The organism is Methanobrevibacter sp., from assembly GCF_045603845.1.
Taxonomy (GTDB): Archaea; Methanobacteriota; Methanobacteria; order Methanobacteriales; family Methanobacteriaceae; genus Methanocatella.
The window spans coordinates 35,006-60,861 of record NZ_JAZUMY010000083.1 but is presented as its reverse complement, the minus strand read 5'-3'; the positions used below and the strand labels follow the sequence as shown (position 1 = coordinate 60,861).

General features: G+C 35.3%; 32 protein-coding genes. 6 read left to right on the top strand and 26 right to left on the bottom strand.

The genetic code is table 11. From position 1 onward, the window contains the following. Positions 1–213: 213 nt before the first annotated feature. On the top strand, positions 214–582 hold the full coding sequence (locus tag ACKI2W_RS08185) for a hypothetical protein (RefSeq protein WP_407381041.1): 369 nt from the start codon (positions 214–216) through the stop codon (positions 580–582). 111 nt (positions 583–693) lie between these two features. On the opposite strand, the gene ACKI2W_RS08180 is transcribed toward ACKI2W_RS08185, so the two are convergent. The 5 genes from ACKI2W_RS08180 to ACKI2W_RS08160 form a co-directional block, all read right to left on the bottom strand. Beyond that, complete coding sequence (locus tag ACKI2W_RS08180; RefSeq protein ID WP_407381039.1) at positions 694–1,089, bottom strand: hypothetical protein; 396 nt, start codon at positions 1,087–1,089, stop codon at positions 694–696. Positions 1,090–2,033: 944 nt separating this feature from the next. Beyond that, positions 2,034–2,549, bottom strand: coding sequence for an Ig-like domain-containing protein (locus ACKI2W_RS08175; protein WP_407381037.1), 516 nt, complete (start codon positions 2,547–2,549; stop codon positions 2,034–2,036). A 20-nt stretch (positions 2,550–2,569) separates the two neighbouring features. Further along, positions 2,570–3,313, bottom strand: coding sequence for a hypothetical protein (locus tag ACKI2W_RS08170; protein ID WP_407381035.1), 744 nt, complete (start codon positions 3,311–3,313; stop codon positions 2,570–2,572). An 11-nt stretch (positions 3,314–3,324) separates the two neighbouring features. Further along, positions 3,325–3,606 carry a hypothetical protein gene (locus ACKI2W_RS08165; protein ID WP_407381033.1) on the bottom strand — a complete coding sequence of 94 codons (282 nt, stop codon included), beginning with the start codon at positions 3,604–3,606 and terminating at the stop codon, positions 3,325–3,327. Between the two features lie 959 nt (positions 3,607–4,565). Continuing rightward, positions 4,566–5,441, bottom strand: a complete 876-nt coding sequence (locus tag ACKI2W_RS08160) for a zinc ribbon domain-containing protein (RefSeq protein ID WP_407381031.1) — start codon at positions 5,439–5,441, stop codon at positions 4,566–4,568. A gap of 107 nt (positions 5,442–5,548) precedes the next feature. On the opposite strand from ACKI2W_RS08160, the gene ACKI2W_RS08155 reads away from it, so the two are divergent. Then, positions 5,549–5,710, top strand: coding sequence for a hypothetical protein (locus ACKI2W_RS08155; RefSeq protein WP_407381029.1), 162 nt, complete (start codon positions 5,549–5,551; stop codon positions 5,708–5,710). A gap of 269 nt (positions 5,711–5,979) precedes the next feature. Here ACKI2W_RS08155 and ACKI2W_RS08150 read toward each other — a convergent pair whose 3' ends face one another. Next, positions 5,980–7,095, bottom strand: a complete 1,116-nt coding sequence (locus ACKI2W_RS08150; protein WP_407381026.1) for a low temperature requirement protein A — start codon at positions 7,093–7,095, stop codon at positions 5,980–5,982. A 61-nt stretch (positions 7,096–7,156) separates the two neighbouring features. On the opposite strand from ACKI2W_RS08150, the gene ACKI2W_RS08145 reads away from it, so the two are divergent. Then, positions 7,157–7,645, top strand: a complete 489-nt coding sequence (locus ACKI2W_RS08145; RefSeq protein WP_407381024.1) for a hypothetical protein — start codon at positions 7,157–7,159, stop codon at positions 7,643–7,645. A gap of 132 nt (positions 7,646–7,777) precedes the next feature. After that, positions 7,778–9,130: a tetratricopeptide repeat protein gene (locus ACKI2W_RS08140; RefSeq protein WP_407381022.1), complete on the top strand. Its 1,353-nt coding sequence runs from the start codon at positions 7,778–7,780 to the stop codon at positions 9,128–9,130. A 14-nt stretch (positions 9,131–9,144) separates the two neighbouring features. Here ACKI2W_RS08140 and ACKI2W_RS08135 read toward each other — a convergent pair whose 3' ends face one another. Then, positions 9,145–9,495 carry a hypothetical protein gene (locus ACKI2W_RS08135; RefSeq protein ID WP_407381020.1) on the bottom strand — a complete coding sequence of 117 codons (351 nt, stop codon included), beginning with the start codon at positions 9,493–9,495 and terminating at the stop codon, positions 9,145–9,147. A gap of 111 nt (positions 9,496–9,606) precedes the next feature. After that, the gene (locus tag ACKI2W_RS08130) at positions 9,607–10,071 is read right to left on the bottom strand and encodes a hypothetical protein (protein WP_407381018.1); all 465 of its coding nucleotides are present in this window, start codon (positions 10,069–10,071) and stop codon (positions 9,607–9,609) included. 397 nt (positions 10,072–10,468) lie between these two features. Here ACKI2W_RS08130 and ACKI2W_RS08125 point away from each other — a divergent pair, with 397 nt between their 5' ends. Then, on the top strand, positions 10,469–11,146 hold the full coding sequence (locus ACKI2W_RS08125; RefSeq protein WP_407381016.1) for a uracil-DNA glycosylase: 678 nt from the start codon (positions 10,469–10,471) through the stop codon (positions 11,144–11,146). On the opposite strand, the gene ACKI2W_RS08120 is transcribed toward ACKI2W_RS08125, so the two are convergent. From ACKI2W_RS08120 to ACKI2W_RS08100, 5 genes are all read right to left on the bottom strand, one after another. Further along, positions 11,124–11,429, bottom strand: coding sequence for a hypothetical protein (locus tag ACKI2W_RS08120; protein ID WP_407381014.1), 306 nt, complete (start codon positions 11,427–11,429; stop codon positions 11,124–11,126). The two genes, ACKI2W_RS08125 and ACKI2W_RS08120, sit on opposite strands and share 23 nt — an antisense overlap. A gap of 92 nt (positions 11,430–11,521) precedes the next feature. Beyond that, positions 11,522–11,947: a universal stress protein gene (locus ACKI2W_RS08115; RefSeq protein ID WP_407381012.1), complete on the bottom strand. Its 426-nt coding sequence runs from the start codon at positions 11,945–11,947 to the stop codon at positions 11,522–11,524. Between the two features lie 42 nt (positions 11,948–11,989). Beyond that, positions 11,990–12,325 carry a hypothetical protein gene (locus ACKI2W_RS08110; protein WP_407381010.1) on the bottom strand — a complete coding sequence of 112 codons (336 nt, stop codon included), beginning with the start codon at positions 12,323–12,325 and terminating at the stop codon, positions 11,990–11,992. Between the two features lie 10 nt (positions 12,326–12,335). Beyond that, a complete protein-coding gene (locus ACKI2W_RS08105; protein WP_407381008.1) occupies positions 12,336–12,698 on the bottom strand; it encodes an Ig-like domain-containing protein in 363 nt (120 codons plus the stop codon). A 27-nt stretch (positions 12,699–12,725) separates the two neighbouring features. Continuing rightward, positions 12,726–13,613, bottom strand: a complete 888-nt coding sequence (locus ACKI2W_RS08100; protein ID WP_407381006.1) for a hypothetical protein — start codon at positions 13,611–13,613, stop codon at positions 12,726–12,728. Positions 13,614–14,020: 407 nt separating this feature from the next. Here ACKI2W_RS08100 and ACKI2W_RS08095 point away from each other — a divergent pair, with 407 nt between their 5' ends. Further along, positions 14,021–14,572, top strand: coding sequence for a manganese efflux pump MntP family protein (locus tag ACKI2W_RS08095; RefSeq protein ID WP_407381004.1), 552 nt, complete (start codon positions 14,021–14,023; stop codon positions 14,570–14,572). 22 nt (positions 14,573–14,594) lie between these two features. Here the strand turns inward: ACKI2W_RS08095 and ACKI2W_RS08090 are convergent, their stop codons facing one another. From ACKI2W_RS08090 to ACKI2W_RS08030, 13 genes are all read right to left on the bottom strand, one after another. Next, positions 14,595–15,962: an MATE family efflux transporter gene (locus ACKI2W_RS08090; protein ID WP_407381002.1), complete on the bottom strand. Its 1,368-nt coding sequence runs from the start codon at positions 15,960–15,962 to the stop codon at positions 14,595–14,597. Then, the gene (locus tag ACKI2W_RS08085; protein ID WP_407381000.1) at positions 15,959–16,429 is read right to left on the bottom strand and encodes a MarR family winged helix-turn-helix transcriptional regulator; all 471 of its coding nucleotides are present in this window, start codon (positions 16,427–16,429) and stop codon (positions 15,959–15,961) included. The genes ACKI2W_RS08090 and ACKI2W_RS08085 overlap by 4 nt, the downstream gene beginning before the upstream one ends. Positions 16,430–16,651: 222 nt before the next feature. After that, on the bottom strand, positions 16,652–17,632 hold the full coding sequence (locus tag ACKI2W_RS08080; RefSeq protein WP_407380998.1) for a glycosyltransferase family 2 protein: 981 nt from the start codon (positions 17,630–17,632) through the stop codon (positions 16,652–16,654). Then, positions 17,629–18,381 carry an alpha/beta fold hydrolase gene (locus ACKI2W_RS08075; RefSeq protein WP_407380996.1) on the bottom strand — a complete coding sequence of 251 codons (753 nt, stop codon included), beginning with the start codon at positions 18,379–18,381 and terminating at the stop codon, positions 17,629–17,631. The genes ACKI2W_RS08080 and ACKI2W_RS08075 overlap by 4 nt, the downstream gene beginning before the upstream one ends. Positions 18,382–18,385: 4 nt before the next feature. After that, positions 18,386–19,246, bottom strand: coding sequence for a hypothetical protein (locus ACKI2W_RS08070; protein ID WP_407380994.1), 861 nt, complete (start codon positions 19,244–19,246; stop codon positions 18,386–18,388). Positions 19,247–19,319: 73 nt separating this feature from the next. Then, the gene (locus tag ACKI2W_RS08065) at positions 19,320–19,664 is read right to left on the bottom strand and encodes a hypothetical protein (RefSeq protein WP_407380992.1); all 345 of its coding nucleotides are present in this window, start codon (positions 19,662–19,664) and stop codon (positions 19,320–19,322) included. Positions 19,665–19,769: 105 nt separating this feature from the next. Next, a complete protein-coding gene (locus ACKI2W_RS08060) occupies positions 19,770–20,357 on the bottom strand; it encodes a vWA domain-containing protein (RefSeq protein WP_407380990.1) in 588 nt (195 codons plus the stop codon). Between the two features lie 1,003 nt (positions 20,358–21,360). After that, the gene (rbr, locus tag ACKI2W_RS08055; protein WP_407380988.1) at positions 21,361–21,906 is read right to left on the bottom strand and encodes a rubrerythrin; all 546 of its coding nucleotides are present in this window, start codon (positions 21,904–21,906) and stop codon (positions 21,361–21,363) included. 49 nt (positions 21,907–21,955) lie between these two features. Continuing rightward, complete coding sequence (locus ACKI2W_RS08050; RefSeq protein WP_407380986.1) at positions 21,956–23,620, bottom strand: AAA family ATPase; 1,665 nt, start codon at positions 23,618–23,620, stop codon at positions 21,956–21,958. Between the two features lie 50 nt (positions 23,621–23,670). Continuing rightward, positions 23,671–23,868: a hypothetical protein gene (locus ACKI2W_RS08045; protein ID WP_407380984.1), complete on the bottom strand. Its 198-nt coding sequence runs from the start codon at positions 23,866–23,868 to the stop codon at positions 23,671–23,673. Continuing rightward, on the bottom strand, positions 23,837–24,214 hold the full coding sequence (locus ACKI2W_RS08040) for a flavodoxin family protein (RefSeq protein WP_407380982.1): 378 nt from the start codon (positions 24,212–24,214) through the stop codon (positions 23,837–23,839). Before ACKI2W_RS08040 ends, ACKI2W_RS08045 begins: the two co-directional genes overlap by 32 nt. 49 nt (positions 24,215–24,263) lie before the next feature. Then, complete coding sequence (locus ACKI2W_RS08035; RefSeq protein WP_407380980.1) at positions 24,264–24,548, bottom strand: hypothetical protein; 285 nt, start codon at positions 24,546–24,548, stop codon at positions 24,264–24,266. Between the two features lie 180 nt (positions 24,549–24,728). Beyond that, complete coding sequence (locus tag ACKI2W_RS08030) at positions 24,729–25,640, bottom strand: hypothetical protein (RefSeq protein WP_407380978.1); 912 nt, start codon at positions 25,638–25,640, stop codon at positions 24,729–24,731. Positions 25,641–25,856: the final 216 nt, after the last annotated feature.

Below are 25,856 nucleotides of genomic sequence, written 5' to 3'. Positions count from 1 at the left end.
TTTTAGTAAAATACCTTAAAAAAACTGGATAAAATAAATTATAACAAAGTTATAAATATGAATTGTTCATAATTTTAAAAAAAGGTAAAACAAAACAGTAACGATTTTTATAATCAGTATACAAAAATTGCATAAAAAAAATATTATTATCAAACTGTATAATTTAAATAAGATAACATTCAAAATAGAAACTACCTAAAGTGGGTGATAGAAATGAACAAAAAAACATTAAGAATTTTAGGAGCTTTAATAATACTTATCTGTGCACTGACAGCAGTAACTGCAGTCAGCAGCACTTCAGATGATAACAACAGTGAAAATGCCAACATCACATTGCAGATTAATACAACAGGAAGCTGGAGATTAGACCTGACAGTAGACGGAAACTATTCTTCATGCGAAGCTGAAGGATCTAAAACAATTGATTTGAACAGTACTGAAATAGACTTTGCCAGTGTGACCATAAACCAAAAGAACGGACCTACTGACGTATTTTTAGTTAAAGGCAATGAAACACTTCACGAAGAACATTCAAAAAGCAGCGGAATAGAAACAATATACTTCTTCTATCCGGAAAAATAGGAAAGCAACTGCCTTCCTTTTCTTATTTTTTTATTAAAATCTTTTTAAAAATTAAAAAAAAGTAAATCAAAGAAGATTTGAATCTCCTTTAATATTTTTCAATCCATCACACTATAATGTAGACATAACCAGTACAATCACAAGACATAGCACCATCAATATTATCATGAATAAAGTACCTAAATCTCCAAATAATGTTGTGGATGGTATTAAACCGGATAAAGAATCAGTTATTGATGTTTTAGGATCTTCATCTTTTTCAACGACTTCTTCAACTTTTTCAGGTTCTGGTTCAGCTTCTGGTTCAGCTTCCTCTTCCACTTCTTCAACTTCCTCAGCTTCAGGTTCAGCATCTTCTGCAACTTCTTCAACAGGTTCAGAATCTTCAGTTTCTTCAATAACATCTTCAGATTCAGCTACCTCTTCAGCTTCTTGTGCAACTTCTTCAACATCAACTTTTTCTTGTTCTTCTAATTCTTCGACTTTTTCTTGTTCAGCATCAGTCATTCTAATCACCTAAACTATACTTGATAATTTATCAAATAATGTATATAAATATTACTGATAGTATTTCAAACTATTTAAAAAAATTAAAGCCAAATTACATAATTGATTTAAAAGAAGCATTTAAATTTATTATTCAATCAGAATAAGTAACGCAACACTAAAAAAAGTCAGAAATTTGTAAAAATATTTCAATCAAACATTTAAAAAATTATATTCATATTGCGATATAAACACTATTACCCACAAATTTCAATACTATACAACTAATATTACATAATTAAAGATTCATTTACCTCAAGGATTGTTTAATTTAAATAAAAGAACATTTAACGGTGAAAAATCCATTTTTCATTGAAGGCAATATTCATCACCCAACTTATAATTCTAAGTTAAAACAATATAACTCGATGAAATACTGTCTAAATTAAATACTCGAAGATTAAAGATATTTTTTGTAGGTTTTGACCACTTAAAAAATATATCAGAATTTAAGTTAGAAGATTGAAACAATGAAAAAGAATTATAAATTTATTATAAATCTTATAATAGAAATAATTAAAATCATTATTATGATTTTAAAATAATTATTTCAAGGTATTTGGTTGTTGAATGCAAAGGAAAGAGTTAATATTTTCTCAAGTGGGGTCCTCCCTACAATAGTAAATAATATATGCAACAATATTCAAATTAAATATTAAGTTGTTTCAAACAACTAACTTTAATTCTGGAAGTTAGAATCTCTATGATTCTAACTTTTTAATTAAAAAAACATCACAAATTCCTGATTTTAAAAAATACTTAATAATGAATTAAAATACAACAGTTAATCTTATATGCAACAAAAATAAATTAAATATTACGTTGTATCTAACAACTAGTTTTATTGTGGAGTTAGAATCTCAATGATTCTAACTTTTTATTAATAACACCACAAAATTACCATTTCATCCGGAATAATAGTAATCCTCAACCGTTTCAACAGGATCTTCATAATAATAGTAATAGCTGTCATCATATGTTTCTGTTTGAGTATAATTGTCAAATAAATCAGTAGTGTTTATCTGTATGACTACCTTTTCATTGATCCTTACGTTTTGGGTCAGATTGCATCCGTTGAACTCGTCATTTCCACCGTAGCTTACTTTAACTGCACAGTTTCCGATGGCTGTTGCGTCAACTTCAAATGTTGCCTCACCATTCTCGTCTGTGACCAAACTTTTCTGGATAGAACCGCTGGCTGTGCTGACGATAGTAACGTTTATGTCCTGATTTGCAAGGGGAGTTCCGTTAATGTCCGTCAGTTTCACAGTAAAATTGTCCCCTTCGGTTAAAGTATCGTTGCTTATGATTTCAAGCTTGGAATCCTGTTTGGGATGTGCCTGATTTGAAATTAAAAAGACGGCAGCACCGATTACTACAACTATTATCGCTATGACAAGAATAAAATTTTTAAGATTCATGACCTTCACCTAAAAGTTCACTAATCAATATTTATCTTACTTCTTGGTTTATTATCTCTTCGGTTGAAAAGTCCTCTTTTGGGGTAGAGTTCATCGAATGTTTTTTCCAAATTCTTCAAATCGGAAGCGTTTCTTTTGTAAACTTTTCTTGCATTTTCGCAGTATTTATCATCCATATGTGAAAGAAGATATTTCAAATCCCTGTTTTCATGTTTAAGGACTTTAATTTCCTCTTTTAAAATATCATACTCTTCGCTTTTGTTTATCTCGAATGCGTCAAGCTTTTCCTGAAGCCTTAATGCTTCTGCAAATGCATTGTCGATTTTTTGCTGGGTTCCTGTGAGATGCTCAGGGCCTCTGAAAAGCAGCTTCCTGTTGGAATAAATCTGAGTCTTGATCTTTTCGATTTGGCGCACAAGATACATCGGATTTTTCTCGTTTTCTTCTCTTTCACGCCTTTCCTGCTCTTCACGTTCTTTTCTTCGGCGTTCAATTTCAGCATTTCGCCTTCTTTCCTCCATTGCCTTTTCGGCAGCTGCCTGTTTTCTTTGAATTTCCTCCTCAAGTCTTCTGCGTTCCCTTTCCTCTTCATATTCACGCCTTATTTTCGCCATTGCTTCTGGATTATAGTTCCAGGAGCCTGAGCTGTATGAATGCTCATCGCAGTCATCTTCATAATATGAGGAAGTTCCCCTTGTTGAGCCGCAGCTGCATGAGCAGTCTCCCTCATCAATCCATCCTCCGCAGTCCGGACATATTCCCATATCAGACACTCCTAAATTCTGTACTGGTCAAGTATTCTTCTTTTTCTTTCATTTGCCTCATTCACTTCAAGATATGTCAGAACCAATCCCGCAATCCAGATTATCACATAAACCACACTCAGAATCCCCATAAAAACAAATATGTTTATAATAAATACAAACAATGCAAGGAGAAATATCTTTACTCCCTTTCCCACATTTCCCGCATAAGCTATTCCCAGACCTGCCAGGAAAAATGAGATTATCATGGCCACGATCATGCTTTTCTGCTGTGCCTTCACTTCAGCAGGCATAATTATCACCTCAAAATTTTTCCTTTGAAATTAATAACTTCTTAATAATAATTTATACACAAACATATATAAAGTTAGTGTTTATGATGTGAAGTAAATATTGCTTTAAGAAGGTAAAATTACAAATCGAGAGCAATATTGACTTAATATTGTAATTAAAAAGATTTAAATAATAATTAGAATAAAATAACTAATCAGTTCTCCAACGGAGGTGATAGTATGATATTTCATAACTGCCTCCATCATATAAATATGGAGGTATTGCATGGTCATTAGCATCTCACCAGATTATGCCGATTTCATATTCTGGGCTATGCTCCTTATAACAATGTATTATAGAAAATAAGACCATTTAAAAAACTAAAAAAATAAATTGGGGATAATGGCACGTCCGCCATTCGGAGAACATCCCCAAAAATATTAAATAACATGAAAAATAATAATAAAAATAACGAGCATATGCTCGTTCCATGTTTATATGAAAAAAATTAATGTCCGGACGTTTTGTAGATTTCAAATCTACAAAGACATTAATTTTAACTGATTTTAAACCAAAAACCACCAAACAAAAAATAGATTACAAAACTAATTTTAACTAAAAATCAAAGACAACACCAACCAATTCAGAAAAAACATCCACAAAAAAATTAAATAACATAAAAAATAATATAAAAATAACGAGTATATGCTCGTCCATGTCATGAAAAAAAATTAATGTCCTGGTGTTTTGTAGATTTCAAATCTACAAAGACATTAATTTTAACTGATTTTAAACCAAAACATCACAAATAACAAGTTCATCCAATAATTTTTAGAAAACAATTTTCTCTCAAGTAACTATTGTTAAAACAAGGTAAAATTACTAACCAAAAGCAATATTTACATTATATGAGAATTAAAAATATATAAATAATGTTGGAAAAAATTAAGCAGTTCTTTCAGATGACGTTATAACACATTTATAAGTTAATTTGGCGTCCGCAGTTAATGCAGAAAGTCTTGTTTTCGTCAAGTAAAGTTCCGCATTCGGGACAATAGCTGCCTGAAGACTTATCGCCGATATAGTCCATTCCCGTTGCCTGCTGAGAGACATTATACATGAAATACTCCTCAACTATGGCCTTGTTTTCAGCATATGACCAGACACCTGCGATATCAAACTTAATCCGGATTATCTGGTTTTCAAAAAGAATCAGATTCAAGTCATGACCCTCACCTGTCTCAACGGAAATTATTGACTCGTTTGGTATCAGAAACTCATCAGCATCGCTTTTGAAAACTACTCCTTCGCCAACAACCTTGACAACGGCATCCCCATTCATTTTAATTTCATCTGAAGAATATTGAGGGATGACTGATCTTATTTTCAAAGACCCTGGAGGATATGTTACCTTGGCTTTCACTCCTTTGAAAATGTCATATTCCTTAATGACCTTCTGCTTGTTTTTTTCATCCTTTTCGAATTTGGCATTATGCTTGATCTGGTTTTTTTCAAGCTTTTCATAGTATTTTCGGGTATATTCTTCACCTAAAAAGTTATTGATGTCTTCCTGAGTATGGAACTGACTTGTATCCTTGTGCTGCATCAGCCTTATTTCTGAATACAGAGAAGCGCAATCAAGCTGCAGCAGTTCATCAAGACGTGCCTCCATCCCATCAAGGGTCAGCTTCCCATCCTCGTATTCATGCTTTAGGATTGACCTTTCATAGGTATTTGTTAGATTAACCAGTGACTTATATTTCATTGCACGTTTTTTAAATGCCTCATTATAGAAAAATCCGCCGCACAGCTCATCGATTTTTTCTTCACTTTCTGATTTTGAAAAAAATCCCATATGTTTCACCCAAAAATATCCTGATTATTTTTTTACCATATAAATTTTTAACTCAAATTATTGATAAAACTTATTGAATTTCAGCAATAATTTTTCGTCAACAAAAAATGAATGACGGCATCATAATTCGACAGCTTTACTCAAAAGACATAAGTTTCATCCGAAGAATTTTCATTTTAGATGAAAGACGTGTAAAAATCAATATAATGCCTTACGGTAATCTATCATGCAAAAGACAAATTTTGGAAAATAATTACTCGCCGAAGTAAATATTGTAAAAACTAGGTTAAATTACAAACCAAGAGCAATATTGACTTCATATTATAATTAAAAAGATTTAAATACCAATTATGATAAAATAAGTAACTAGTTCTTCCAGATGAATATATTACCTCCCTTTAATTAAGAATTCTGTCATCTGTGAAGAACTTTTTCAAAAATTGGAGCTAAATTTGTAAAAAGCTCTCGAATTGTCTTTTGGGTTTTCTTCTGAAAAGTCGCTGCCGGATTGCATGTATCATAAGATCACCTCAAAAAATTAGTATTTACGGAAAAAATATAATTTTTTAACAAGAATGTGAAGGTTTCCGGCAGTGATTATCAATGATCCAATAAGAAAAGCGTAGATATTATCCAAAAAGAGCAGAATAACACATGCTCCAATAATAATGAAGAGAATCATCCGAAAAATATCATTTCGGGCCAATAGAACACCATCAGCATAATACTCCTTGTTCGCCATTATTGATACGTAAAATACAATTAGGGAAATTATTATCAGAGCCGCATTGAAGAGATGATTTACGTGTCCGCTGTGCAACAATTCAAATGCCACAGTCATCAGATTGATGCTTATTATAACAAAGTAATGGCTGAACATCAGCCTAAGGCTTCTTTCCTGTCTGAAATGACTCATGAGCTCGTGTATCTGGACAACATAGCATCCGAACATCGTGATTATGATTAAAAATACCAATATAGGAATCAGGGACAGATTATTAACATCAAAGAAGTGCGTCATGCCCACAATGGCCTCGCCGAAGGTAATGATTGTGAGAAGCTCAAACCTTTCGACCAGATGAGGGAAATTGATGATGTTCTTGTTGAATTTTCCCTTGATGAAAAAGGGCAGGAACGCTCCGCATAAGACTGCAACAACATCAATCCATATGATATTTGAAAATCCTGCCAGTATAGCCAGAATCGCAATCACATAGATGGTGCATACAACAATCAGTATTTTTATTGAATTGCCGGCAGCCCCCTGCAAAGATTTCTCCCTGTGCGCATGAACGGAATACAATGCAATTACTGTCAGAAGCATTATGAGCATTGAAACGTTGAAAGGCAATAGCATTTCATTCAAGTGGGTGCTTATGGTATTGGTCATGAATATTACGGCTATCATGTTGATGCATGCTATCACATACTCATATCCCTTCCACTCGCCGTAGCGATTGACGTAGTTCGTGAAATAGAGCCATGCCTGCAGAATTACAAAGGAAGTGATTATATATACAAATATGCTGCTTAAAGGTATGATATCGCCTACCGGTTCGTTTACAAGTGACGTTAACTGTGATATAGCATACACATAAAGCAAATCGTAAAAGAGCTCGATTAATTTGACTTCCTTTTTAACAATTTCTACCATTGATAATTTTATCTAGTTCATGTCTTAAATATTTTAATCTGAAAAAAACAATATAAATAACATGGAAGATAAAAATCTAATTCTAATTACTGCAATCATAGTGATAGCAATAGCTGCCGTCGCAGTCCTGCTGATTGCTACACAAAACATTTCAGCTGAAGAGCAATCCTATACGACAATGGCTCTGAGCAACACCTCAATCATTGAAGTTCCCATTACCACAATGGCATTTAAAAGCAGCGACGATTACGGGATAAGGTATTACGCTGACGGTGAAAATAATCTAAACATCACTTCATTCAACAGCCAGGAAGGGGCAACACTTGAAGGTGGGGCTCAAATGGCGGCAATAAGGGATGCTGTTCAGCTCGAATCCACGCCGATTGTAACGGATGACAACATTACAGTTTATCAAAATCCGAACACAAAAGTCTATTCAATATTTACCGGAAATGACACCACCCATGACAATATTCTCATAGTTTCAAGCAATCTGGACAGTCTGCTTCATGCATACAGAAGCATCTGGTACGGCGAGATTGACTTTTGATAGATAATTCCTGTACAGATTCAGCCGTTGCAAGTGAAGTTTAAAATCAATCCATTATCCTTTTTACTTTTTTTGTGAAAAAACATAATAATTCAACAAAACTTATTACACATTTAAATCAATATTAACAATATGAATGAAAAATTAATCAAAGCCTTACAAAGAAACGATGATGAAGAACTTTTAGAAATCGAATTAGAAAACCTGAAAGAAAACCCCACCGATTTTGAATTATATAAACTTATTTCCCTAACATATTCCAACCTGTCACAGTTTGACAAATCCATTGAGTATATAGACAAGTATCTCGAACATGACATGCCCTTTGATGAAAGAGCAGACGCATATTACGTTAAAGGACAGGCATATTTCGGACTGGACAATTATGAAAGCGCAATGGAAAACTACGATAAGGCTCTTGACATAATGCCTCTTCACGAACTGAGCAACCTCTCAAAGGCAGTGATATATCAGAACCTGAAACAGTATGATGAGGCATTGTTCTGCATCGATAAGCTGAGCGATGAAAATCCGGCCAAAAACTCCCTTAGAATAACAGTATACAGTGAAATGGGAGACTGGAAGAGCTGCTTCAAGTACCTTGATGGGAAGGATAACGTTAACTTTAAACCTGTTGTACTGTTCAACATGAATGAATACAACAATGCGCTGGCACTGATTGATGAGATAATAGCTCAGGAAAAATCAGCACTGCAGGATATGGCCGTAAATATGGCAATTAACCATCTCGGACTCCAGCATCCGGAAATAGCTGATGAAATAGAGCTTAAAATGGATGATTTCAAAAACTATGACAAGATTAACAGTCTGATTGATGAAATGGATGACTGCTGGATTAAATTTTTTGCAAAGGCAAGTTTTGCAAACGAATTTGAAAAATACGATGAAAGCATTGCCAATCTGAACAGGGCTCTTGAGTTTGATGAGAAAAAGGAAGCAACGCTGACTGCATTGGGTGAAATCTATTTCCTGACAGATGAAAACGAAAAGGCAAAAACAACAATCGAACAGGCGCTTGAAATAAATGAAAGCCTTAAAGCGCTGGAGCTTATGAGCTCAATATCCCTTTCAATGCATGAGTATATCGACTGCATCAGATATTCAAACAAGGTTCTGACACTTGACAGCAAAAGCTATGACACATACATAAGCATGGCATTTGCATATCATGCCCTGGGCGACACGGATGTTGCTTTTGAAATTCTTGATGAGGCGATTCACACCAACGAATATTCTGAAATGTTTTACATTGCAAAAGGAGCGCTGTATGAAGAAATCGGTGATGAGGAAAACTTCGTGGAATATACCATGCAGGCCTACAAGGTCAATCCTTTCGACAGCACACCTCTTGTTCTGATTGCAAAACATTATAAGGACAGGGGAGATTTAGAAAAAGCAAAAAAATATTATGAAAAGGTTCTAATCATAGAACCTAATTTTGACAAAACCCTGGATGAGCTATAATTGAAAATCCCCCATCAGTTATCCAGGTATTCCAGATTAAGCTGGGAATCTGCGTATTCAAACACCAGAGGCGATTTGTTGCAGGTGACGGATACGACTCCTGAAAAGGAAGTCATCTCCTCTTCAACGATTGCATCAGAAAGAGACCTCGGAAGCTTTTGGGGAATTCTTCTCGGTCTGTTCCTGTCAATGAAATCCTGAGGAACAAAAAAGTCCACCAGCATTGCATTTTCATTAATTTTCAAATCAAAGAAGTTGGATTCCGTGAAGAGATCCATGAAATTCACAAAATGAGTGAATGAAGGGTTCAGGCAAACGGAATTACTGCAATTTGGACAGTTAGCTACTATAATATCACACTCCAATCAAATCAAAAGGTTTCCAAAGACAATACAGCTCAACAGATAACAGATCATGAAAATATATTTAAACAAATCTCTGATAGTAAATCACTCCTTTTAAAAATTTAAAAAGATTTAATCAAAAAAGATTAAATCCCTAATCATTTCATCAGCAATTGAAGATAAAAATTCATTTTCATCTATGCTTTCGAAATGCGGCCTTTTCAAATAGCTGGTTGTTCCGATTACGATTTCATCACCGTGGATTTTGATTCCAATGTCTGTGACTTCATCAGGAGCCTCACATTGGGTTTTAATTATGGTTTTTTGAAAACCGCTTTCTATTTCGAAAGTTATTATGCCGTTTTCACAGCATTTTTCGCTTATGTGGATGAGTCTGATGTAGACTCCATGCTCATTGATTTTTCTTGAAACGAATTCAAAGAAATCATCATCCATTTCGCTGAATGTGTATTTCTCATCTGCAAGGCCTAAAAGGGTAGGCATTTCGTCATCGGCAGAGAGCTCTTCAACGTAGAATGGGAATTCATCAGCAACAGTTACAGTATTTTCAATGGTTTTTCTCACATTAATCTTCATATTTTTCCTCTTTTTCATGATAATGGTTAAAATTTAACAGCAAAAGACTTTCCTTTAAATGCTCAAAGAGCAAATTGTCAAATAAAAAAGCTCATACAACCTCCCATTGTTGAGATTTTCAAAAAGCAAGCATACAGTTAGGAAAAATACAATTGGATTAGAACACTGCGTACCCAGTGACTTTTACAAATGCTATCATATTTATCAACTCCCTTATAAGTTATGATAAATTCGTATACAGTCAGTTTTCAAATGGTGTGGACAACTTTTAGTACAGTACTTAATATTATATAATTCATAATATATAAATGTATCGTTTTTTTCACTAAAATTTAATGAAATTCATGAAAAGTAAAAAGAATAAAATATTAATTATACTAATTACAAAAAGAATTCCATGATTGGAAATGACTGGGATTCAGCGTTAAGTGAAGAGTTCGAAAAGCAATATTTTAAAGAAATCAAAGAGTTTGTTGAAAGCGAATATAACACCGAAACGGTTTATCCGCCAAAAGAAGAGATTTTTAACGCATTTAAACTGACGCCGCTGTCTGAGGTCAAAGTGGTCATACTGGGCCAGGATCCCTACCATGAAAAGGGACAGGCACACGGACTTGCATTTTCAACTCCCGAAGGAAGGCCAATCCCAAGATCACTTAAAAACATCTTTAAGGAAATCCAGGAGGAGTTCAACTATCCCATTCCCGATTCAGGATGCCTTGAACCTCTTGCCAGACAGGGAGTTTTTCTTCTAAATACTGTACTTACCGTTCGTGAAGGACAGGCAAACTCCCACAGCGACTGCGGCTGGCAGACATTTACTGACAGCGTAATAAAAATACTGAACAAGGAAAAACGTCCTATAGTGTTTCTGCTATGGGGAAAACAGGCTGAAAAGAAAACGGAACTGCTTGACAATCCCAGCCATCTGGTTCTTGTGACATCACATCCTTCACCTTTCTCGGCCAGACGTGGATTTTTCGGAAGCAATCACTTCAGGATGGCCAATGAATTCCTAAAGGAAAACGGCATTGAAGAGATTGACTGGAAACTCAGTAAAGTAGCTCTTCTATAACCAGCTCATCGATGTATGCTGTGTCATCCCTGAGAGATTCGATGTAATGAATCACGTTTAACTTCAAATCCTCAAGTTTAATTCTGCCGTCAACGTTTTTGAAATCTATGAAGAAATGAAATTCATGGATTACATCACCTGAATGATTGAAAACCTGCCAGTTCTGACCCCTGATTTTAATCATGTGAACAGACCATCTGCCCATAAGAGAGTTAATCCTGGATGTGACTTCATCCACGTCAAAATCGATGTAATACACTTCTTTAGCAACCATAGTTTCCATAAAAGAAATATTAACGGCGGGAATTATCATAGCGATACTCCCACTCACCAAAATCAAATCAGTGACATTTAAAAATCCTAAAAAAAGTAAAATCAGTTATGGATTAATAAAACATCCCTTTCAGTACTTTTAAGCACTTTTTCAGCTACGCTTCCAATGAAGAACTTATGCAGTCCTGATTTTCCGGATGCTGCAATGATAATCAAATCTACATCCTCGTCCTCGGCCACTTTCACTATAGTGTCGGAAGGGATTCCGGTAACTACCATCTTTCTTACATTAACCCTATTGTCAAAGCGTTTAGCCATGCGGTCAACATTGTCATGGGCTTCCTCTAAGAAACCCTTGTTCATCTGAGCAATGTTCTTTTTGCTTTGAAATGGTGTTGTTGCTGCCAGTTTACTTGCAACGGAAAGTATAATGATTTCACCATCATCGGAAAGCGCCTTAATTGCTCTTTCAACTTCATGTTCGGAAAACTCAGAGCCGTCAGTAGGTAACAAAATTTTATCAAACATCTTCGAAAACTCCTATATAATATTGTATATTCCTAATAACATTTAAATTATTTCTTTGAATTTTGACATTTCATACAAAATAAATTCCAAATCCCTGGAGTTTATTACATTTTCATCATCAATGAATTTGACCTGGCTTTCAAGCTCCCTTAATCTGTATTTGAATCTGTATATCAAATCTATCATTTCGGAAAATAGCTCTATATCATTTACCCGATACAGCAGAGCCTCTATTTCGCTTAAGGTTGATGATATGTAGGTTTCAAATTCGGGATTTTCATCAAACATCCTCTGGCAGGATATTATGCAGTCATAGATTTTCTGGCAGTCGATTTTTACACTGTCAGATTGGATAGGATTTATGATTTCATCTTTCATGAAAACACTCCTATAGAACCATTATGTTATTGTAAGCCTTGCATGACCCATATTGGCAATATATAATGTAGTTTCCTGGTATCAGGTTAATGTCAAGAGTTGCAACACCATCAGCGTTTGTCGTTCTGGTATATCTGACGCCATTTATGAAAAAATTAATTTTTTCTCCGGCACCTGCAGGCTTTCCGTTTTCAAGAAGCTGAATGGTGTACTGGCTTTCGTTTTGATAATCCTTAATAAGATCACTTGAATTGAAAGAGTATTTGAACCTGTCAGTGTGCGGATTTTCATTGTGGAGATCATCCAGGGAAAATGCGCAGCTTGCATCTATGCATAAAAATAAAATAAAAATAAAAATCCAGATTCTTTTCATAATAAAAGGTATTATCCTTATAATTATTTAATCTTTTTTAAACCTTAAAAATGGAATGAATATCACCGCAAGAACAAGCAGCATTATCGGATTTGCAGTTGAGTTTGCATCCAAAATTTCACTGTAAACAGGAATATTGCTGCTGTTGTTCACCCTGACGATGCCTGAAACGTTATTTGATATGACATCACTGTAGGTGTCGCTTGTAACGTTGATGTTGTACTTGTATCCTTCAACGAAGTGGGTAATCAGCGTCAATGTCTGAACTTCTCCATTTGCCAGATCATCGATTAGCCATTCTGCATCAACCAAATCCCCTTTTGTAAGGTTGTAGGCAATTACTCCCAAATCGGTCGGCAGGTTATTGACAATTGTATCAACACCATGGTCAGGACCGTTGTTTATAACATTGACAACCCATTTTACAACACCGTCGCCGACTATATAATCAACACCGACAGCCAAATCGGCCAGAGGATTTGTATGGACATCTATGGTGTCATATCCCGGATCTGTTGCCGTGAAAGTGTATGTGTAGTTGGAATATTTCGGCACACATACCAAAGTCAGTGAAGACGTCTCGTTAGGATATAATGTGTCTATTGTCCATATTGAATTGTCGGAATATTCATCAGGCCAGATTAACAGATCCAAACCTTCAGGTAATCTGTAAAGGACAGTAAGGTTGCGATAAGGATCATCTCCAGTATTTTTAACGCTTAAAAATATCTCAAATATTTGACCTTTATTTATGGAATCTGGAGTATAATTTTGACTGAATTCGAGGTTTGAAACATCAGAATACATATTACTGTCACCAAAAGCGGTTCCATTGTCCACAGCAAAAACCCCTCCTATTATGGACAAACCACTTAAAATCAATACAAATGACAATAATAAAAATTTTGAATCCATATTATCCCCTTGTTTGTAGTATAGATTTGACTTTCATAATATATAAATAAATGTCTAAAACGGCCTTTTTTTGTAAATTTTAGATATTTTAATATATTTGATACAAAATCAAAAATTTTTAAACCTTTTGAAAATCAGTTAAATGAAATCTCATCAATTTTTTCAAATGAAAAAGAGTTTTAAATCATTAAAAACTGAAAATAGCATATTAAACACATTTTTATAACTTGAACTTGTTGAAAAAAATCTATTGTAGAATGAACTAAATGACAGTAGAAGAAATGATTTCATGAATAAAAGTGTAGTCATCTGTTCAATCAGTAATCATTATATTAATTTTTATAAAAATGAAGAACATGATGAATTCAACTAAAAATTTAAATAAAATCCAAACAAAAAATATCATAATGGCATTTGAAATCATATCAACATTACTGATAGCAATAGCGCTTGCAATGGATGCATTCAGCGTATCACTTACAAAAGGATTTACACAGAAACACCTCAAAAGAAATCAGATTCTCTATTACGGACTATTTTTCGGATTCTTCCAGTTTATGATGCCGTTAATAGGATACTATATCGGAGGAGTCATCTCAAGATTCATCGTTTCAGTAGCATCAATCGTTGCATTCATACTTCTTTTAGCTATCGGAGTCAATATGATTAGGGAAAGCCTTGACGATGATGAGGACATTACCGACAGCTTCAGCTTTAATGAAGTGACCCTGCTTGCAGTTGCAACAAGCATTGACGCCCTTGCTGTGGGAATGACATATGCAATTCTCGGCGATGAAATACTGCTGCCTTCAGTAATAATAGGTATTGTAGCATTCCTCTTTACAATAGCCGGAATATTTTTAGGTAAAAAAATAGGAAACTACATCGGCGGGCGCTTCCAGATACTTGGTGGCGTTATTATTATTTTAATCGGACTCAAAATCCTTCTCGGATTTTAAAAAAAAGTTGAAAGGGGAAAAATTACGCGTGTAACTTTTCACCGAATTTTTTGATGAATATTTTAGCCCAGATATAACCGAATGTTCCTCCAAGGAAACATCCTATGATTACACCGGAATAGATTCCAACCAGTCCCCATCCGAAGATAAAGCAGAAAATGTAGGCACATACTGTTTCTAGAATCAGAGACCTGAGCAAAGTGATTATCAGTGAATTGATTCCCTTACCTACACCCTGGAAAACCATTGATGACATCATACCGTGAGGTATTGCCAGAACAAAGAGGCTCAGTACTGACAATGCTGTTGCAATCTGCGGAGCCAGATCGGCACTTGCTGCGGTGTATGAAAACATTGCCGCAAGCTGGGATGAAAATATGAACATTATAGCTCCAAGGCTAATTGAGAGTATAAAGCCCAGTTTGATTGAATAGCTGTGGGAGGTTTTCAAATTGTCAAGGTTACGTGCACCGTATGCAACGCCCGCTACCGTCAAAACGGCAGTTCCTATACCTATCAAAGGAATCATTGCAAGCTGAACTATCCTCATGGATGCAGTATAAACTGCCACGGCTGTTGTTCCGGCCACTATCACAAGCATTCCGTTAATCATGATTGCCAGAAGTGAGAATATGATATTTTCCAGTGTTGACGGAATTGCAACCTGAAGCTCATCCTTAATCATCTGGCTTTCATAGCTGAAGTTTTTTAAAGACAAATCAAGGAAAAGGTCCTTTTTTCCCCAAATCCAGTAGCTCATCACAATGCATGAAAGTGTCGCTGAAAATACAGTAGCCCATGCGGCGCCTGCAATTCCCATATTCAGCACATAGATGAAAAGAGGATCCAGAATGATGTTCATCACAGCAGTCACCGCAATTGCGATTGTTGCCCTTCTCATGTCACCTTCGGATCTGAATATTGCTGAAGCCACACCGGAGTATACGAATATTATCAGTGCCCCGAATACGATATATCCGTAGTTAAGGGCGAAGTCAATGGTGTCTCCAGCACCCATCATCTCAAGGAGCTGTCTCATGAACACCATCATGAGAACCGTAAATATCACTGATATTACGATGCACAAAAGAATTGCATGCAGTCCGGCGTTATTTGCCTGTTTGTGATTTTTAGCACCTATATACCGTGCAATCAGTGAGTTTGCACCGGCACCTATACCGTTTCCCAATCCTACCAGCACCATAAAGAGCGGTGTGATGAACCCGATAGCCGCAAGGGCATCTGCACCGAGTCCCGCAACCCAGATACTGTCTGCGATATTATAAAGCATAATTAAAAGCATGGAAATCATCATAGGGATACTCAATTTGATTATCGCCTTTTTCGGATCTCCTGTTATCATTTGAATATTTTTGTTTTCCGTACTCATTTTTTCCCAAACCTGTCCTCATTTAATTTCATTACATCAATGGCCAAATCCTTCAATATTAACTGTAAGGCTTCTTTCTGACTTTCATCCCTAAAGAGATACTGTTCAAATTCATCAAGCATCCCTATGGCCTTATCCAGGATTTCACTGCCCTTTTGTGTCAATGAGATAATATTCTGCCTTCTGTTGTTTTCATCGATTGTTCTTGTAATAAGCCCATTTTCTTCAAGCTTTTTAATGGATCTTGCAACTGCACCCTTATCAGTGTTGCTTCTTGAAGCTATCTTTTCCTGATTTATCTTTGAGTCCTTGTTCACTTCAAACAGGATGTGGAGCTGAGGATTGTTTATTCCAAGCTCACCCAGCATGTTGTTGAAGTATATTGACTGTGCCTTTGCAAGTATTGCAATCAATTTGCCAACGGGCATTTCCTTAACATCAATATTTTCCAAATCACAATATGACATAATTTACCTTCATCTAATCAGTTATGATAGTTAATCATTAGTTGATACTGATATATAAAACTGTTGCATGAACAACTATTGCACCTGCAACAGTTAACAAGTATGATATTTTTTAATGGGAGATGGTAGATTAACGGATTGAAAAGACCACGATTTTATAATAAAATCAATTATCTTAAAAATAGCTATAATTAAAATATATGAAAATGGAATAAAATCAATTTAATCAATCGTTTGGCTGTCCAAATACTCATCATAACTTGAGGCTTCGATGACATCCAAAAAGAACTTCCTCTTGACCGGCCCGAGCTCGTTTAAAAAGTCATCATAATATGGTGAATCCCTGATTTGAAGGTAATCCTCATGAATCAAATCAAAAAGATCGGATTTGCACTCATCGACAATATCTGCCAATGCAAGACGTGGACCGTTGATTTTATAGGCAATCATGTCATACTTATACTCCCCATAAAAGCCGTTTTCAACAAATCGCCTCATAAGCTCACGTCCTGCAGGCACGGTGTCGAGAAACTTGCAGTCAACGACATTGGTTATTGATTTTGTGTGCTTACGCCTGTAGTAGAAATGCTTTCTGATGATTGAGATTCTTTCGGCCTTTAAAAAGATTTCAAAGAAAAAGGGCATGTCCTCAAAGAATATTCCCTCAGGAAAGAGCACATTAGACTCCTTTAAAAATGAGTTTCTATAGATTTTCTGACATACTCCAACCGACAGGTCAAAAAGAAAGTCATGACATTCGCTTGGATGAAATGCCCGCCCGTCAAATGACTCGTCAAAGGAAATCAGGTCAAACCAGTCGTTTTCATAAATCCTTCCTGTCTCGTCATCATAGTTAATCATCTGATACATCGTAATGTCAGTGTCATAAAGTTTTGCCTGCAGGTAAGATTTCTCAAGGGCATCTGGGCTGAACCAGTCATCGCCGTCAATGAAAGCGACATATTCTCCACGGGCAATCTTCATGGCCCTGTTTCTTGATGCGCCGGGACCTACATTTTCATGGGAAATCACCCTGATTCTTGAATCATCAAAGGAATTGATTATATCCAAAGTTCCGTCCGTTGACCCATCATTAACCACAATCAGCTCCAAATCACTTAAAGTCTGATTTAAAACACTTTCAATGGCCTTTTTGATGTATGCCTCTTCATTGTATGCCGCAAGAATTACTGATATCTTCATATGAACTGCCTTATCAATTGTAATATATCATCTATATTTCTTCCGATTAATAGATTGTGCTTTGTATTGTCAAATATGACCAGTCTGGAGTCCCTGATATTTTCGTTTAAGATTTCGGCCAAATCAAGGCTTACAATAACATCATCCCTTCCCGCCATAATCAGTGTTTTGGCTGAAACTTCATTAAGATGACCTGTGCAGTTGAATCCGAATCCCATGTCGACTCCGGCCTTAATGGCTTTAAGATTTGCGTTTTTTGCCTGTTGGATTTTAATGAACTCGAGATCCTCCCTATGCCTATTTAAAATATCGTCCGGCAGGACATAATTTATTATCACGTCATAAAACTCTTCAAATGATATGTCAAGGGCATCACGAAACTCCATAAACTTGGATTCAAGATTTTCATCGCACTGGCTGAAGCTTGCCATTAAAATCAGCCTTTCAACGATTTGAGGATACTTTATGGCAAATGAAAGCGCTATGTTTCCACCAAGAGAAAAGCCAACAAGAGATGCCTTTTCAATCTTTTCACTGCATAAAAGTTCATAAAGATCACTTACCAGCATGTCTATTGAGAAATCTCCGAATTCGGATTTGCCATGGCCTCTTATGTCATAAAGCAATATCCTATATTCGGATTTAAGATGACTAGCCAGCTTCATCCAGTAGTTCAAATCATCACTCAATCCGTGAATGAAGACTATCGTCTTTGAACCCTTCCCGAAATATACATAATTCGTTTTCATCCGATTACCTTATGATGTTATACCATTCAAAGCGCTCTCCCGCATAATTGGCAATGTATATTGATACTGCCGTTGTTAAAACGTAGATTATCGTAACGTCAATCGGAGTCACTGCCAAAAAGAAGCACAGTCCAATGATTTCAACAAGATAGAATATCAGTGAATTGGTAATTTTCCTATAGCTGAATATTCCAAGCACCACTGGAGTGAATATTATGGCCAGTATGAATCCGATTACATATAAAAATGGATAGACCTGGCCCACATCAAGGTTGAAGAGGAATATGAAAAGATACATTTCAATTGCAGTTAGGAAAAATCCCTGTACCCCACCGGTGATTGCCTGCGCCATCGTATGCTTTTTAAGGGTTACCCTGGACCATATAAGAACAGGATATAAAAGGGCGAATATCGCTCCGAGAGGTCCTAAAAGTATTATCAGTGCACATACAGGTCCGCTAAGTCCTGTTGTGTGGATGCTGACTTTCCATTGTGTGGTTATTATCATTACAATGAACGTGTTGATTGTATAGCACAGAAAGAGGAATGTGAGAAAGTCGTTTAGCCCCAATGCAATGGAGACAAGAAATCCTATGAAATATGAAACTGTTCCGACAACGAGGGGCGTGAAGCGGTCCTGCCTGTTTGATATGTCCTTGTCGTTTCCCGTCTTTTTGGCCCAATAGAGAATGATTGCCATCGGAAGGATTGAAGCAAAGATTATTGAAATCAGTTCCATAAGCGGAAAATCCCACAGATTGTTTATTGACAGTACCAGTGAAATTATAAAAAACAGTGGTATGCATATAATCGGGGGATTCGTAAAAGTTGAAATTGTCTTGGCTAATTTTAATCTTGAATTCATAGATAATATTATAAAGGTCTATGCTTTTAAATATTTGTCAAAAAATAGAAAGGAAAAGTGTCGGTTAAAACACTTATCTGTCAATGATTCTTCCGGTATCGATTTTTTTGGTGTTGTAGTTGACTGCCTTGTGGACACTGTTAAGGGAAGTCTTTAAATTAGCTGCAATTACTTCACGAAGTTCATCATCGAATGGAGCGGTCTTGTCGCCGTAGAATTCGCAGATTTTTGAGATTTTATTGTCTTCAAGGAATATGAAGTATTCTTTCCAGTGTTCAGTCAAGTCACCTAAAAGGCTTTCGATATGGATGAATTCCTTATTTAACTTGTTTGCTCTGTCATATGCTTCTTTTTCCAAAGCGGAAAATTCAGCTATTTCTTCTTTTGTATAATCTTTCAATAGTTTTTTATCAGCCATCATATTCACCTATTTCAAAAAAAAAGAAATTAATTTCTTAATCTTAATTATTATAACGATGATATATAAATTTTTGTTAGATGGTGATGGTGATATAAGTGGGGATTAGTCAAGGTCCTCTTTCCAGGAAACGTTCAGTTTTTCCTCATTGACTATGGAATAGCGTGCCCTGTCAACGGAAGTGAACATGTCTTGCATTCCATCTTTTGTTTTGTGGAATATTGCAGTGTTGTTTTTCTTGATTCCTATATCATATGCTTCCCTATAGGCGTCTATGTCAGCTCCCAGGTAGATGAATTCCCAGCTGTGATTTTTAATCAGGTTTTTGATTTGGCTTTTGCTGAATTCGACGGATGAGTTTTCAAGTCCGTCTGTTGTTATTACAAACAGCACCTTGTTTGAAACTTCCTTATCCATTGTAACTATTGTTTTTCCGATTGCATCCAGAAGTGCGGTTGATCCCCTTACGAAGTAATCGTCATGGGTCATTTTCCCAACGTCATGAAGGTCTTTCCTTTTGTAGAGCATGTCATATTCGTGGTCAAATAGGATTGTCGTTACCTTTGCGTTTACTTCCTGCTTGATTTGCTTTTCAATGAATGAATTGAATCCGCCAATCGTGTCGTCTTCGCTTCCGTACATGGAACCGCTTCTGTCCAATAGGAATATTATATCTATCTGTTCATCTTTCATGATATCACCTTGTGTATAAATTATATATAAATTGGTATATATAAACCTTTGCTGTTAAGTTTTAGGTATTCCTAAAAATTTGCGATACTTTTATATACTACTTCTTACAACATTATTAAATAGTGATGTGAACGCGAAAAACACATTGCTTCAAACATTATTAGTCAAAAGCTAATACAATCTCCAAACTCAAAAATTTGAATTAGTTTTTCCACAATTTTCTAATTCAAAAGAAAAAATTTATCTGCCAAATAATTTTTTCGAAAAGGTGTTGCTGCCAAACACCTTTTATTATCTCTTATTTTTCAAAGATCATCCAAAAACCTGAAATTTTTTTTGTGAACTGAAATATCACAATAGTTATATTTATATACAAAAAGAGACAATCATTAATTAACCGAAAGAAATTTTTGAGATATCATCACCAAAAGTTTAGTTAAACCTAAAAATTTCCGAAACATTTATATACTACTTCTTACAACATTATTAAATAGTGATGTGAAAACGAAAAAACACATTGCTTCAATCATTATTAGTCATAGACTAATGAATCTCCAAAAATCAAAGATTTGAATTAGTTTTCTCACAATTTTCTAATTCAAAAGAAAAAATTTATCTGCCAATAATTTTTTCTAAAAAGTCCGGGCGTTTTCTGCCAAAAAAACGCCTAATTATCTCTTATTTTTACAGAATTATTCACTTTAAAAAAAGATCTATTTTTTAGGTATACCTAAAAATTTACGAAACATTTATATACTACTTCATACTACATTATTAAATAGTGATGTGAAAACGAAAAAACACATTGCTTCAAACATTATTAGTCAAAAGCTAATATGATCTCCAAAATTAAATTATTTGAATTAGTTTTCTCACAATTTCCTAATTCAAAAAAATATATCTGTCAAATATGTCAATAAGGGGTGTTTATATCACCACAAGTAAGCACCCATTATTATCTCTTATTTTAATAAAAAAAAAAAGTAAAAAAATAGATTAGAATCTATTTAAAGTTTTGAGCTCTTTCTTCGAAATGTGCTTTAGGATATCCGCATACAGGACATTTTTCAGGTGCATTAGGACCTTTGAAAATGAATCCACAGTTTTCACATTTCCATTCTATTTCGTCTTCCTTAGCGAATACAGTCTCGTTTTCGACATTGGCAAGTAAAGTTCTGTATCTTTCTTCATGCTCTTTTTCGATTCCGCCGACTTTTTCAAAAAGGAAAGCGATTTTAGCAAAACCTTCTTCACGAGCTGTTTCAGCGAACTCTTTGTACATTGCAGTCCATTCTTCGTTTTCACCGTCAGCAGCTGCGTTTAAATTTTCAATGGTATCTGGGATTTCCTCATCATGCAAAAGTTTATACCAGATTTTTGCGTGTTCCCTTTCGTTTTTGGAAGTTTCCATGAAAATATCATGGATTTGAACATATCCTTCTTCTTTAGCCTTTGCAGCAAAATATTGGTATTTTGTGTGAGCCTGGGACTCACCGGCAAAAGCGGCTTGCAAATTTGCTTCGGTTTTAGTACCTTTTAAATCAGTCATAATATACATCTCCAATTATTATTTATTATTAATCATTTTATAAAAATTGTTATGATTCAAAGTCCTCCAAAAGAATCGTCATCAATTCATCATCAGTGATGTCATCGTCATCGGATAATCTGTTGGCCTGTGCGGTCAGGACATTTTCAAAAATGTTTCTTATCTGCCTTGCATTGGCGAAATTGTCTCCACGGGTGTTGTAAATGTCTTCGCATAACCCCTTAAGATACTTGTCCGCCTTATCGTCAAGCTTCAGGGTTGAATTTTCACACATGCTGAGAAATATTCCGTGAAGCTCTTCGGGATTGTAATCCTCAAAGAAGATATACTTGTTGAATCTTGATTCAAGTCCCGGATTTGAATGAATGAAATTATCCATCAAATCAGGATAACCTGCTACAATAACAATCAAATCATCACGATGATCCTCCATTGCCTTGAGGATAGTGTCAATAGCTTCCTGGCCATATGCATCATCCTGGCTTTTCGGAGCCAAGGTATAGGCCTCATCAATGAATAATATTCCGCCCATTGCGCTTTGTATAACTTCCTGCGTCTTGATTGCGGTCTGACCAAGATAACCTCCGACCAATCCGCTTCTGTCTGTTTCAACAAGATGTCCCTTGGATATGACTCCAAGCTTGCAGTAAATCTTGGACAGGAGTCTTGCAACGGTGGTCTTGCCCGTACCGGGATTTCCTGAAAACACAAGGTGAAGAGACATTGGAGGCTGTTTCATGCCACGTTCAGAACGGATTTTCCTGATTTGAACCAGATTGATCAGTGAATTGACATCCTTTTTGACCTTTTCAAGACCCACCAGCTTGTTAAGTTCCTCAAGCAGTTCCTCAAGAGTCTGCTCATCCTCAACAGGTTCGCCTGATTTATCATCACTTTGAAAAATATAATCACTGCTGCTTGAAATTATGATTGATGCGACAACATCAGGCCTTTTTTCGGACAGCTCATCATAAAACGGAGTGTATTCATCATTGCCTGAAACGGAAGCGTTTATAAAATTACGGGCATCACAAATTACATCGCCGTCCACATCATCAACGCTTTTGCAGCCGATTAATATATTCAATACCTCTTCGATGCGCTTTTTATCAGCAGGATTTGCTCCCAAATCATAATTTCTTTTGAACTGACTGATACTGTGAGCCAAATTGTTTATATATTCATTTAAAACGCTGAATGCCTTTGGCTGGGTATCGCCGCATTTGAGAAACTCATCACCTAATGAGCGATAGATGCCAAACAGCTTATTCGTGTAACCTTCAAGATTATTCTTTTCCAGAAAGTCCCTGTGAAACAAATCGTTTTCATGAAATGCCCTGAATGAATCGGGCAAATCATTCTTATTAAAAACAGCGCCATCGAATGTGGCTTCAACTCCCAGATTATCTTTGATGAACTCAATCTTTTCATCACATTGTGACTGGCCTTCACAGGCAACATATACAAGAAAATCAGCCAGATCCTTTTTAACCAGACTTTTAACGGATCCGTTGCGTGATTTAATATCCTCCAAAAGAGGTGTCTTTGAATAGTCTCCACGACTGTCAATCAAATCACAGTATTCATACAATTCCCTGACTTCAGGATTTGAAGGGGATTCATCATTAAATTCATGGCCGCAAAAAGGACATTTCACATCATCAATATTAACTTTATGTTGGCAATTATCGCAAATTTTCCAATCGAGTGACAAGATAACACAACCTAAATATTAATATTGTGTGATTAAATTAAAATAATTATCTAAAATTTCAATCCTATTTCATATGCCCTTTTCAAAGCGTCTTCGGCCTTGTCAGCATCACCGATGAATTTGACTCCTCCTACTTCTAGACAGTCAACGATTTCAAGTTCCGTGTTCATCTCAAAAGGCTGCTTTAAGACCAAATCGATATATGGTTTGTAGAAATCATCTCCGGGATGCGTGAGTGAATATAACACCAACCTTTCCGGAAAACTTCTTGTCGGGATTGTTGAAAATTGAATAGAACCTGTCTATTATTGTCTTGAGCTGTGCCGTCATCTGGCCAAAGTATATTGGTGAGGCAACAATCAGACTGGCTCCTTCAGCCAATTTGTCAATTATTTCTGTTCCGTCATCATTGAATCTGCAATCCTTTCCTTTGGAACAGATTTCACATCCGCTGCATGGGCTGATATCCATCTTGTCTAAGAAATATTTTTCAACCTCATGGCCATTCATTTCACAACCCTTAATCATCTCATCCAAAATACGGTTGGTATTTCCTTTTTTTCTCGGACTTCCGTTTAATGCTAATATTTTCATAAGAATAGTTAATTGAAACCCTATATTAATAATTAACTATGTGAAACAATTAAATTTTCTCAATTTCCTCGATGCTAAGACCAGTCATTTTAGAAATGAAATCAAAATCAGCTCCAAAATCTTTCATAGTTTTTGCCATTTTAAAAATAGTTTTTTCACTTCCAATTTTTATACCGTCTTCCCTACCAACTTCGATACCCTTTTGCATCGCATCATCTTTTTCTTTTCTCAATTCTTCAGGGAATGTCTCCCTCATTACTTCCAAAGCATTTATAGATATCATTTTTTCCAACTCTCCTATCAATTCATCATCCTCAGATACAAACTTTTCCATAAAAGCCCTCTGAAATAACTTAATTTCATGTATTTCCTCATCACTAAGCCCTTTAACCTGATTAGTAAATGTTAAAACAAATTCAGGTTCTGGTTAATTTAAATTTCATGCTAAAACCTCTTTATTATAATGGTGCAGCTAATCTCTTTGATTTAAAAAATTATAGAAAAGTTATAAAAATTATAACTTCTCAATTTCCTCGATGCTAAGACCAGTTATTTTAGAAATGAAATCAAAATCGGCTCCAAAATCTTTCATATCTTTTGCCATTTTAAAAATAGTTTTTTCACTTCCAATTTTTATACCTTTTTTCACACCAATTTCCTCACCATCTTCCCTACCAACTTCGATACCCTTTTGCATCGCATCATCTTTTTCTTTTCTCAATTCTTCAGGGAATGTCTCCCTCATAACTTCCAAAGCATTTATAGATATCATTTTTTCCATCTCTCCTCTCAATTCATCATCCTCAGATATAAACTTTTTCATAAAAGCCCTCTGAAATGATTTAATTTCATGTATTTCCTCATCAGTAAGTCCTTTTACCTGATTAGTTAATTCTGCAATTTTAAAAAGCAATTCTGATTTGGTTAATTTGGATTTCATATATAACGCCACAGTAAGATATATAATCTCAATATCAGTGCTGGTTAATACTCTATTATTATCTATGAACTCTTCCATTATTTCAATTTTTTCATCAGCATCGTCTTCAAGAGTGAAAACGATGTTCAGTTTCAATTCCTCATCTTCATTAATCAAAAGCCTTCTTTTTGATTTTTCAGGATCTCCAGTGCACAATATGCATTGCAAAACATATTTTTTAGAATCAATCCTCAAATATATTTTATAGGCGCCATAATAGCCTAAATTGAAAATTTCCAATACAGAACTATGAAACTCCAAATCTAAAACTTCATTATCAGATATTTCAGCCACATAATCCAAAAATATTCGATAATCATTACTAATCTCTATTTTGGTATTGCATGGTTCTATCCTGTCGTATTGCACCATCAGGTATTTCAGCATAGGCACAGGGAACTTGTCAACTAGCCTTTTGAAGCTATAATCCTCAAACTGTTTAGCCATAGAAAACCTCCTAATTTTATTTATTAAATTGGATAATTCTTATATTAAATTTTATAGTTTATAAATTCTTGGTTTTTGATTTAAATAAATTATATTCATTAAATAAAAATTATACGGCTTTAAACAATTTATCCAAGTGATGAAAATTTACCTCACAGACAAAAATTGTCCCCACTTATAAGGTGCAAATCAAAGATTTATATTGTTTAAAACATA

Bases quoted from the DNA above. Each gene is read 5' to 3' on its own strand.
- ACKI2W_RS08080 (WP_407380998.1), bottom strand. From the start codon at position 17,632: ATGAAGATATCAGTAATTCTTGCGGCATACAATGAAGAGGCATACATC.
- ACKI2W_RS08030 (WP_407380978.1), bottom strand. From the start codon at position 25,640: ATGGCTAAACAGTTTGAGGATTATAGCTTCAAAAGGCTAGTTGACAAG.
- ACKI2W_RS08035 (WP_407380980.1), bottom strand. From the start codon at position 24,548: ATGGAAAAGTTTGTATCTGAGGATGATGAATTGATAGGAGAGTTGGAA.
- ACKI2W_RS08070 (WP_407380994.1), bottom strand. From the start codon at position 19,246: ATGAATTCAAGATTAAAATTAGCCAAGACAATTTCAACTTTTACGAAT.
- ACKI2W_RS08175 (WP_407381037.1), bottom strand. From the start codon at position 2,549: ATGAATCTTAAAAATTTTATTCTTGTCATAGCGATAATAGTTGTAGTA.
- ACKI2W_RS08165 (WP_407381033.1), bottom strand. From the start codon at position 3,606: ATGCCTGCTGAAGTGAAGGCACAGCAGAAAAGCATGATCGTGGCCATG.
- ACKI2W_RS08090 (WP_407381002.1), bottom strand. From the start codon at position 15,962: ATGAGTACGGAAAACAAAAATATTCAAATGATAACAGGAGATCCGAAA.
- rbr (WP_407380988.1), bottom strand. From the start codon at position 21,906: ATGACTGATTTAAAAGGTACTAAAACCGAAGCAAATTTGCAAGCCGCT.
- ACKI2W_RS08115 (WP_407381012.1), bottom strand. From the start codon at position 11,947: ATGTTTGATAAAATTTTGTTACCTACTGACGGCTCTGAGTTTTCCGAA.
- ACKI2W_RS08100 (WP_407381006.1), bottom strand. From the start codon at position 13,613: ATGGATTCAAAATTTTTATTATTGTCATTTGTATTGATTTTAAGTGGT.
- ACKI2W_RS08085 (WP_407381000.1), bottom strand. From the start codon at position 16,429: ATGTCATATTGTGATTTGGAAAATATTGATGTTAAGGAAATGCCCGTT.
- ACKI2W_RS08120 (WP_407381014.1), bottom strand. From the start codon at position 11,429: ATGGAAACTATGGTTGCTAAAGAAGTGTATTACATCGATTTTGACGTG.
- ACKI2W_RS08075 (WP_407380996.1), bottom strand. From the start codon at position 18,381: ATGAAAACGAATTATGTATATTTCGGGAAGGGTTCAAAGACGATAGTC.
- ACKI2W_RS08170 (WP_407381035.1), bottom strand. From the start codon at position 3,313: ATGGGAATATGTCCGGACTGCGGAGGATGGATTGATGAGGGAGACTGC.
- ACKI2W_RS08185 (WP_407381041.1), top strand. From the start codon at position 214: ATGAACAAAAAAACATTAAGAATTTTAGGAGCTTTAATAATACTTATC.
- ACKI2W_RS08105 (WP_407381008.1), bottom strand. From the start codon at position 12,698: ATGAAAAGAATCTGGATTTTTATTTTTATTTTATTTTTATGCATAGAT.
- ACKI2W_RS08180 (WP_407381039.1), bottom strand. From the start codon at position 1,089: ATGACTGATGCTGAACAAGAAAAAGTCGAAGAATTAGAAGAACAAGAA.
- ACKI2W_RS08110 (WP_407381010.1), bottom strand. From the start codon at position 12,325: ATGAAAGATGAAATCATAAATCCTATCCAATCTGACAGTGTAAAAATC.
- ACKI2W_RS08095 (WP_407381004.1), top strand. From the start codon at position 14,021: ATGGCATTTGAAATCATATCAACATTACTGATAGCAATAGCGCTTGCA.
- ACKI2W_RS08125 (WP_407381016.1), top strand. From the start codon at position 10,469: ATGATTGGAAATGACTGGGATTCAGCGTTAAGTGAAGAGTTCGAAAAG.
- ACKI2W_RS08155 (WP_407381029.1), top strand. From the start codon at position 5,549: ATGAATGACGGCATCATAATTCGACAGCTTTACTCAAAAGACATAAGT.
- ACKI2W_RS08060 (WP_407380990.1), bottom strand. From the start codon at position 20,357: ATGAAAGATGAACAGATAGATATAATATTCCTATTGGACAGAAGCGGT.
- ACKI2W_RS08145 (WP_407381024.1), top strand. From the start codon at position 7,157: ATGGAAGATAAAAATCTAATTCTAATTACTGCAATCATAGTGATAGCA.
- ACKI2W_RS08150 (WP_407381026.1), bottom strand. From the start codon at position 7,095: ATGGTAGAAATTGTTAAAAAGGAAGTCAAATTAATCGAGCTCTTTTAC.
- ACKI2W_RS08160 (WP_407381031.1), bottom strand. From the start codon at position 5,441: ATGGGATTTTTTTCAAAATCAGAAAGTGAAGAAAAAATCGATGAGCTG.
- ACKI2W_RS08140 (WP_407381022.1), top strand. From the start codon at position 7,778: ATGAATGAAAAATTAATCAAAGCCTTACAAAGAAACGATGATGAAGAA.
- ACKI2W_RS08130 (WP_407381018.1), bottom strand. From the start codon at position 10,071: ATGAAGATTAATGTGAGAAAAACCATTGAAAATACTGTAACTGTTGCT.
- ACKI2W_RS08065 (WP_407380992.1), bottom strand. From the start codon at position 19,664: ATGGCTGATAAAAAACTATTGAAAGATTATACAAAAGAAGAAATAGCT.
- ACKI2W_RS08040 (WP_407380982.1), bottom strand. From the start codon at position 24,214: ATGAAAATATTAGCATTAAACGGAAGTCCGAGAAAAAAAGGAAATACC.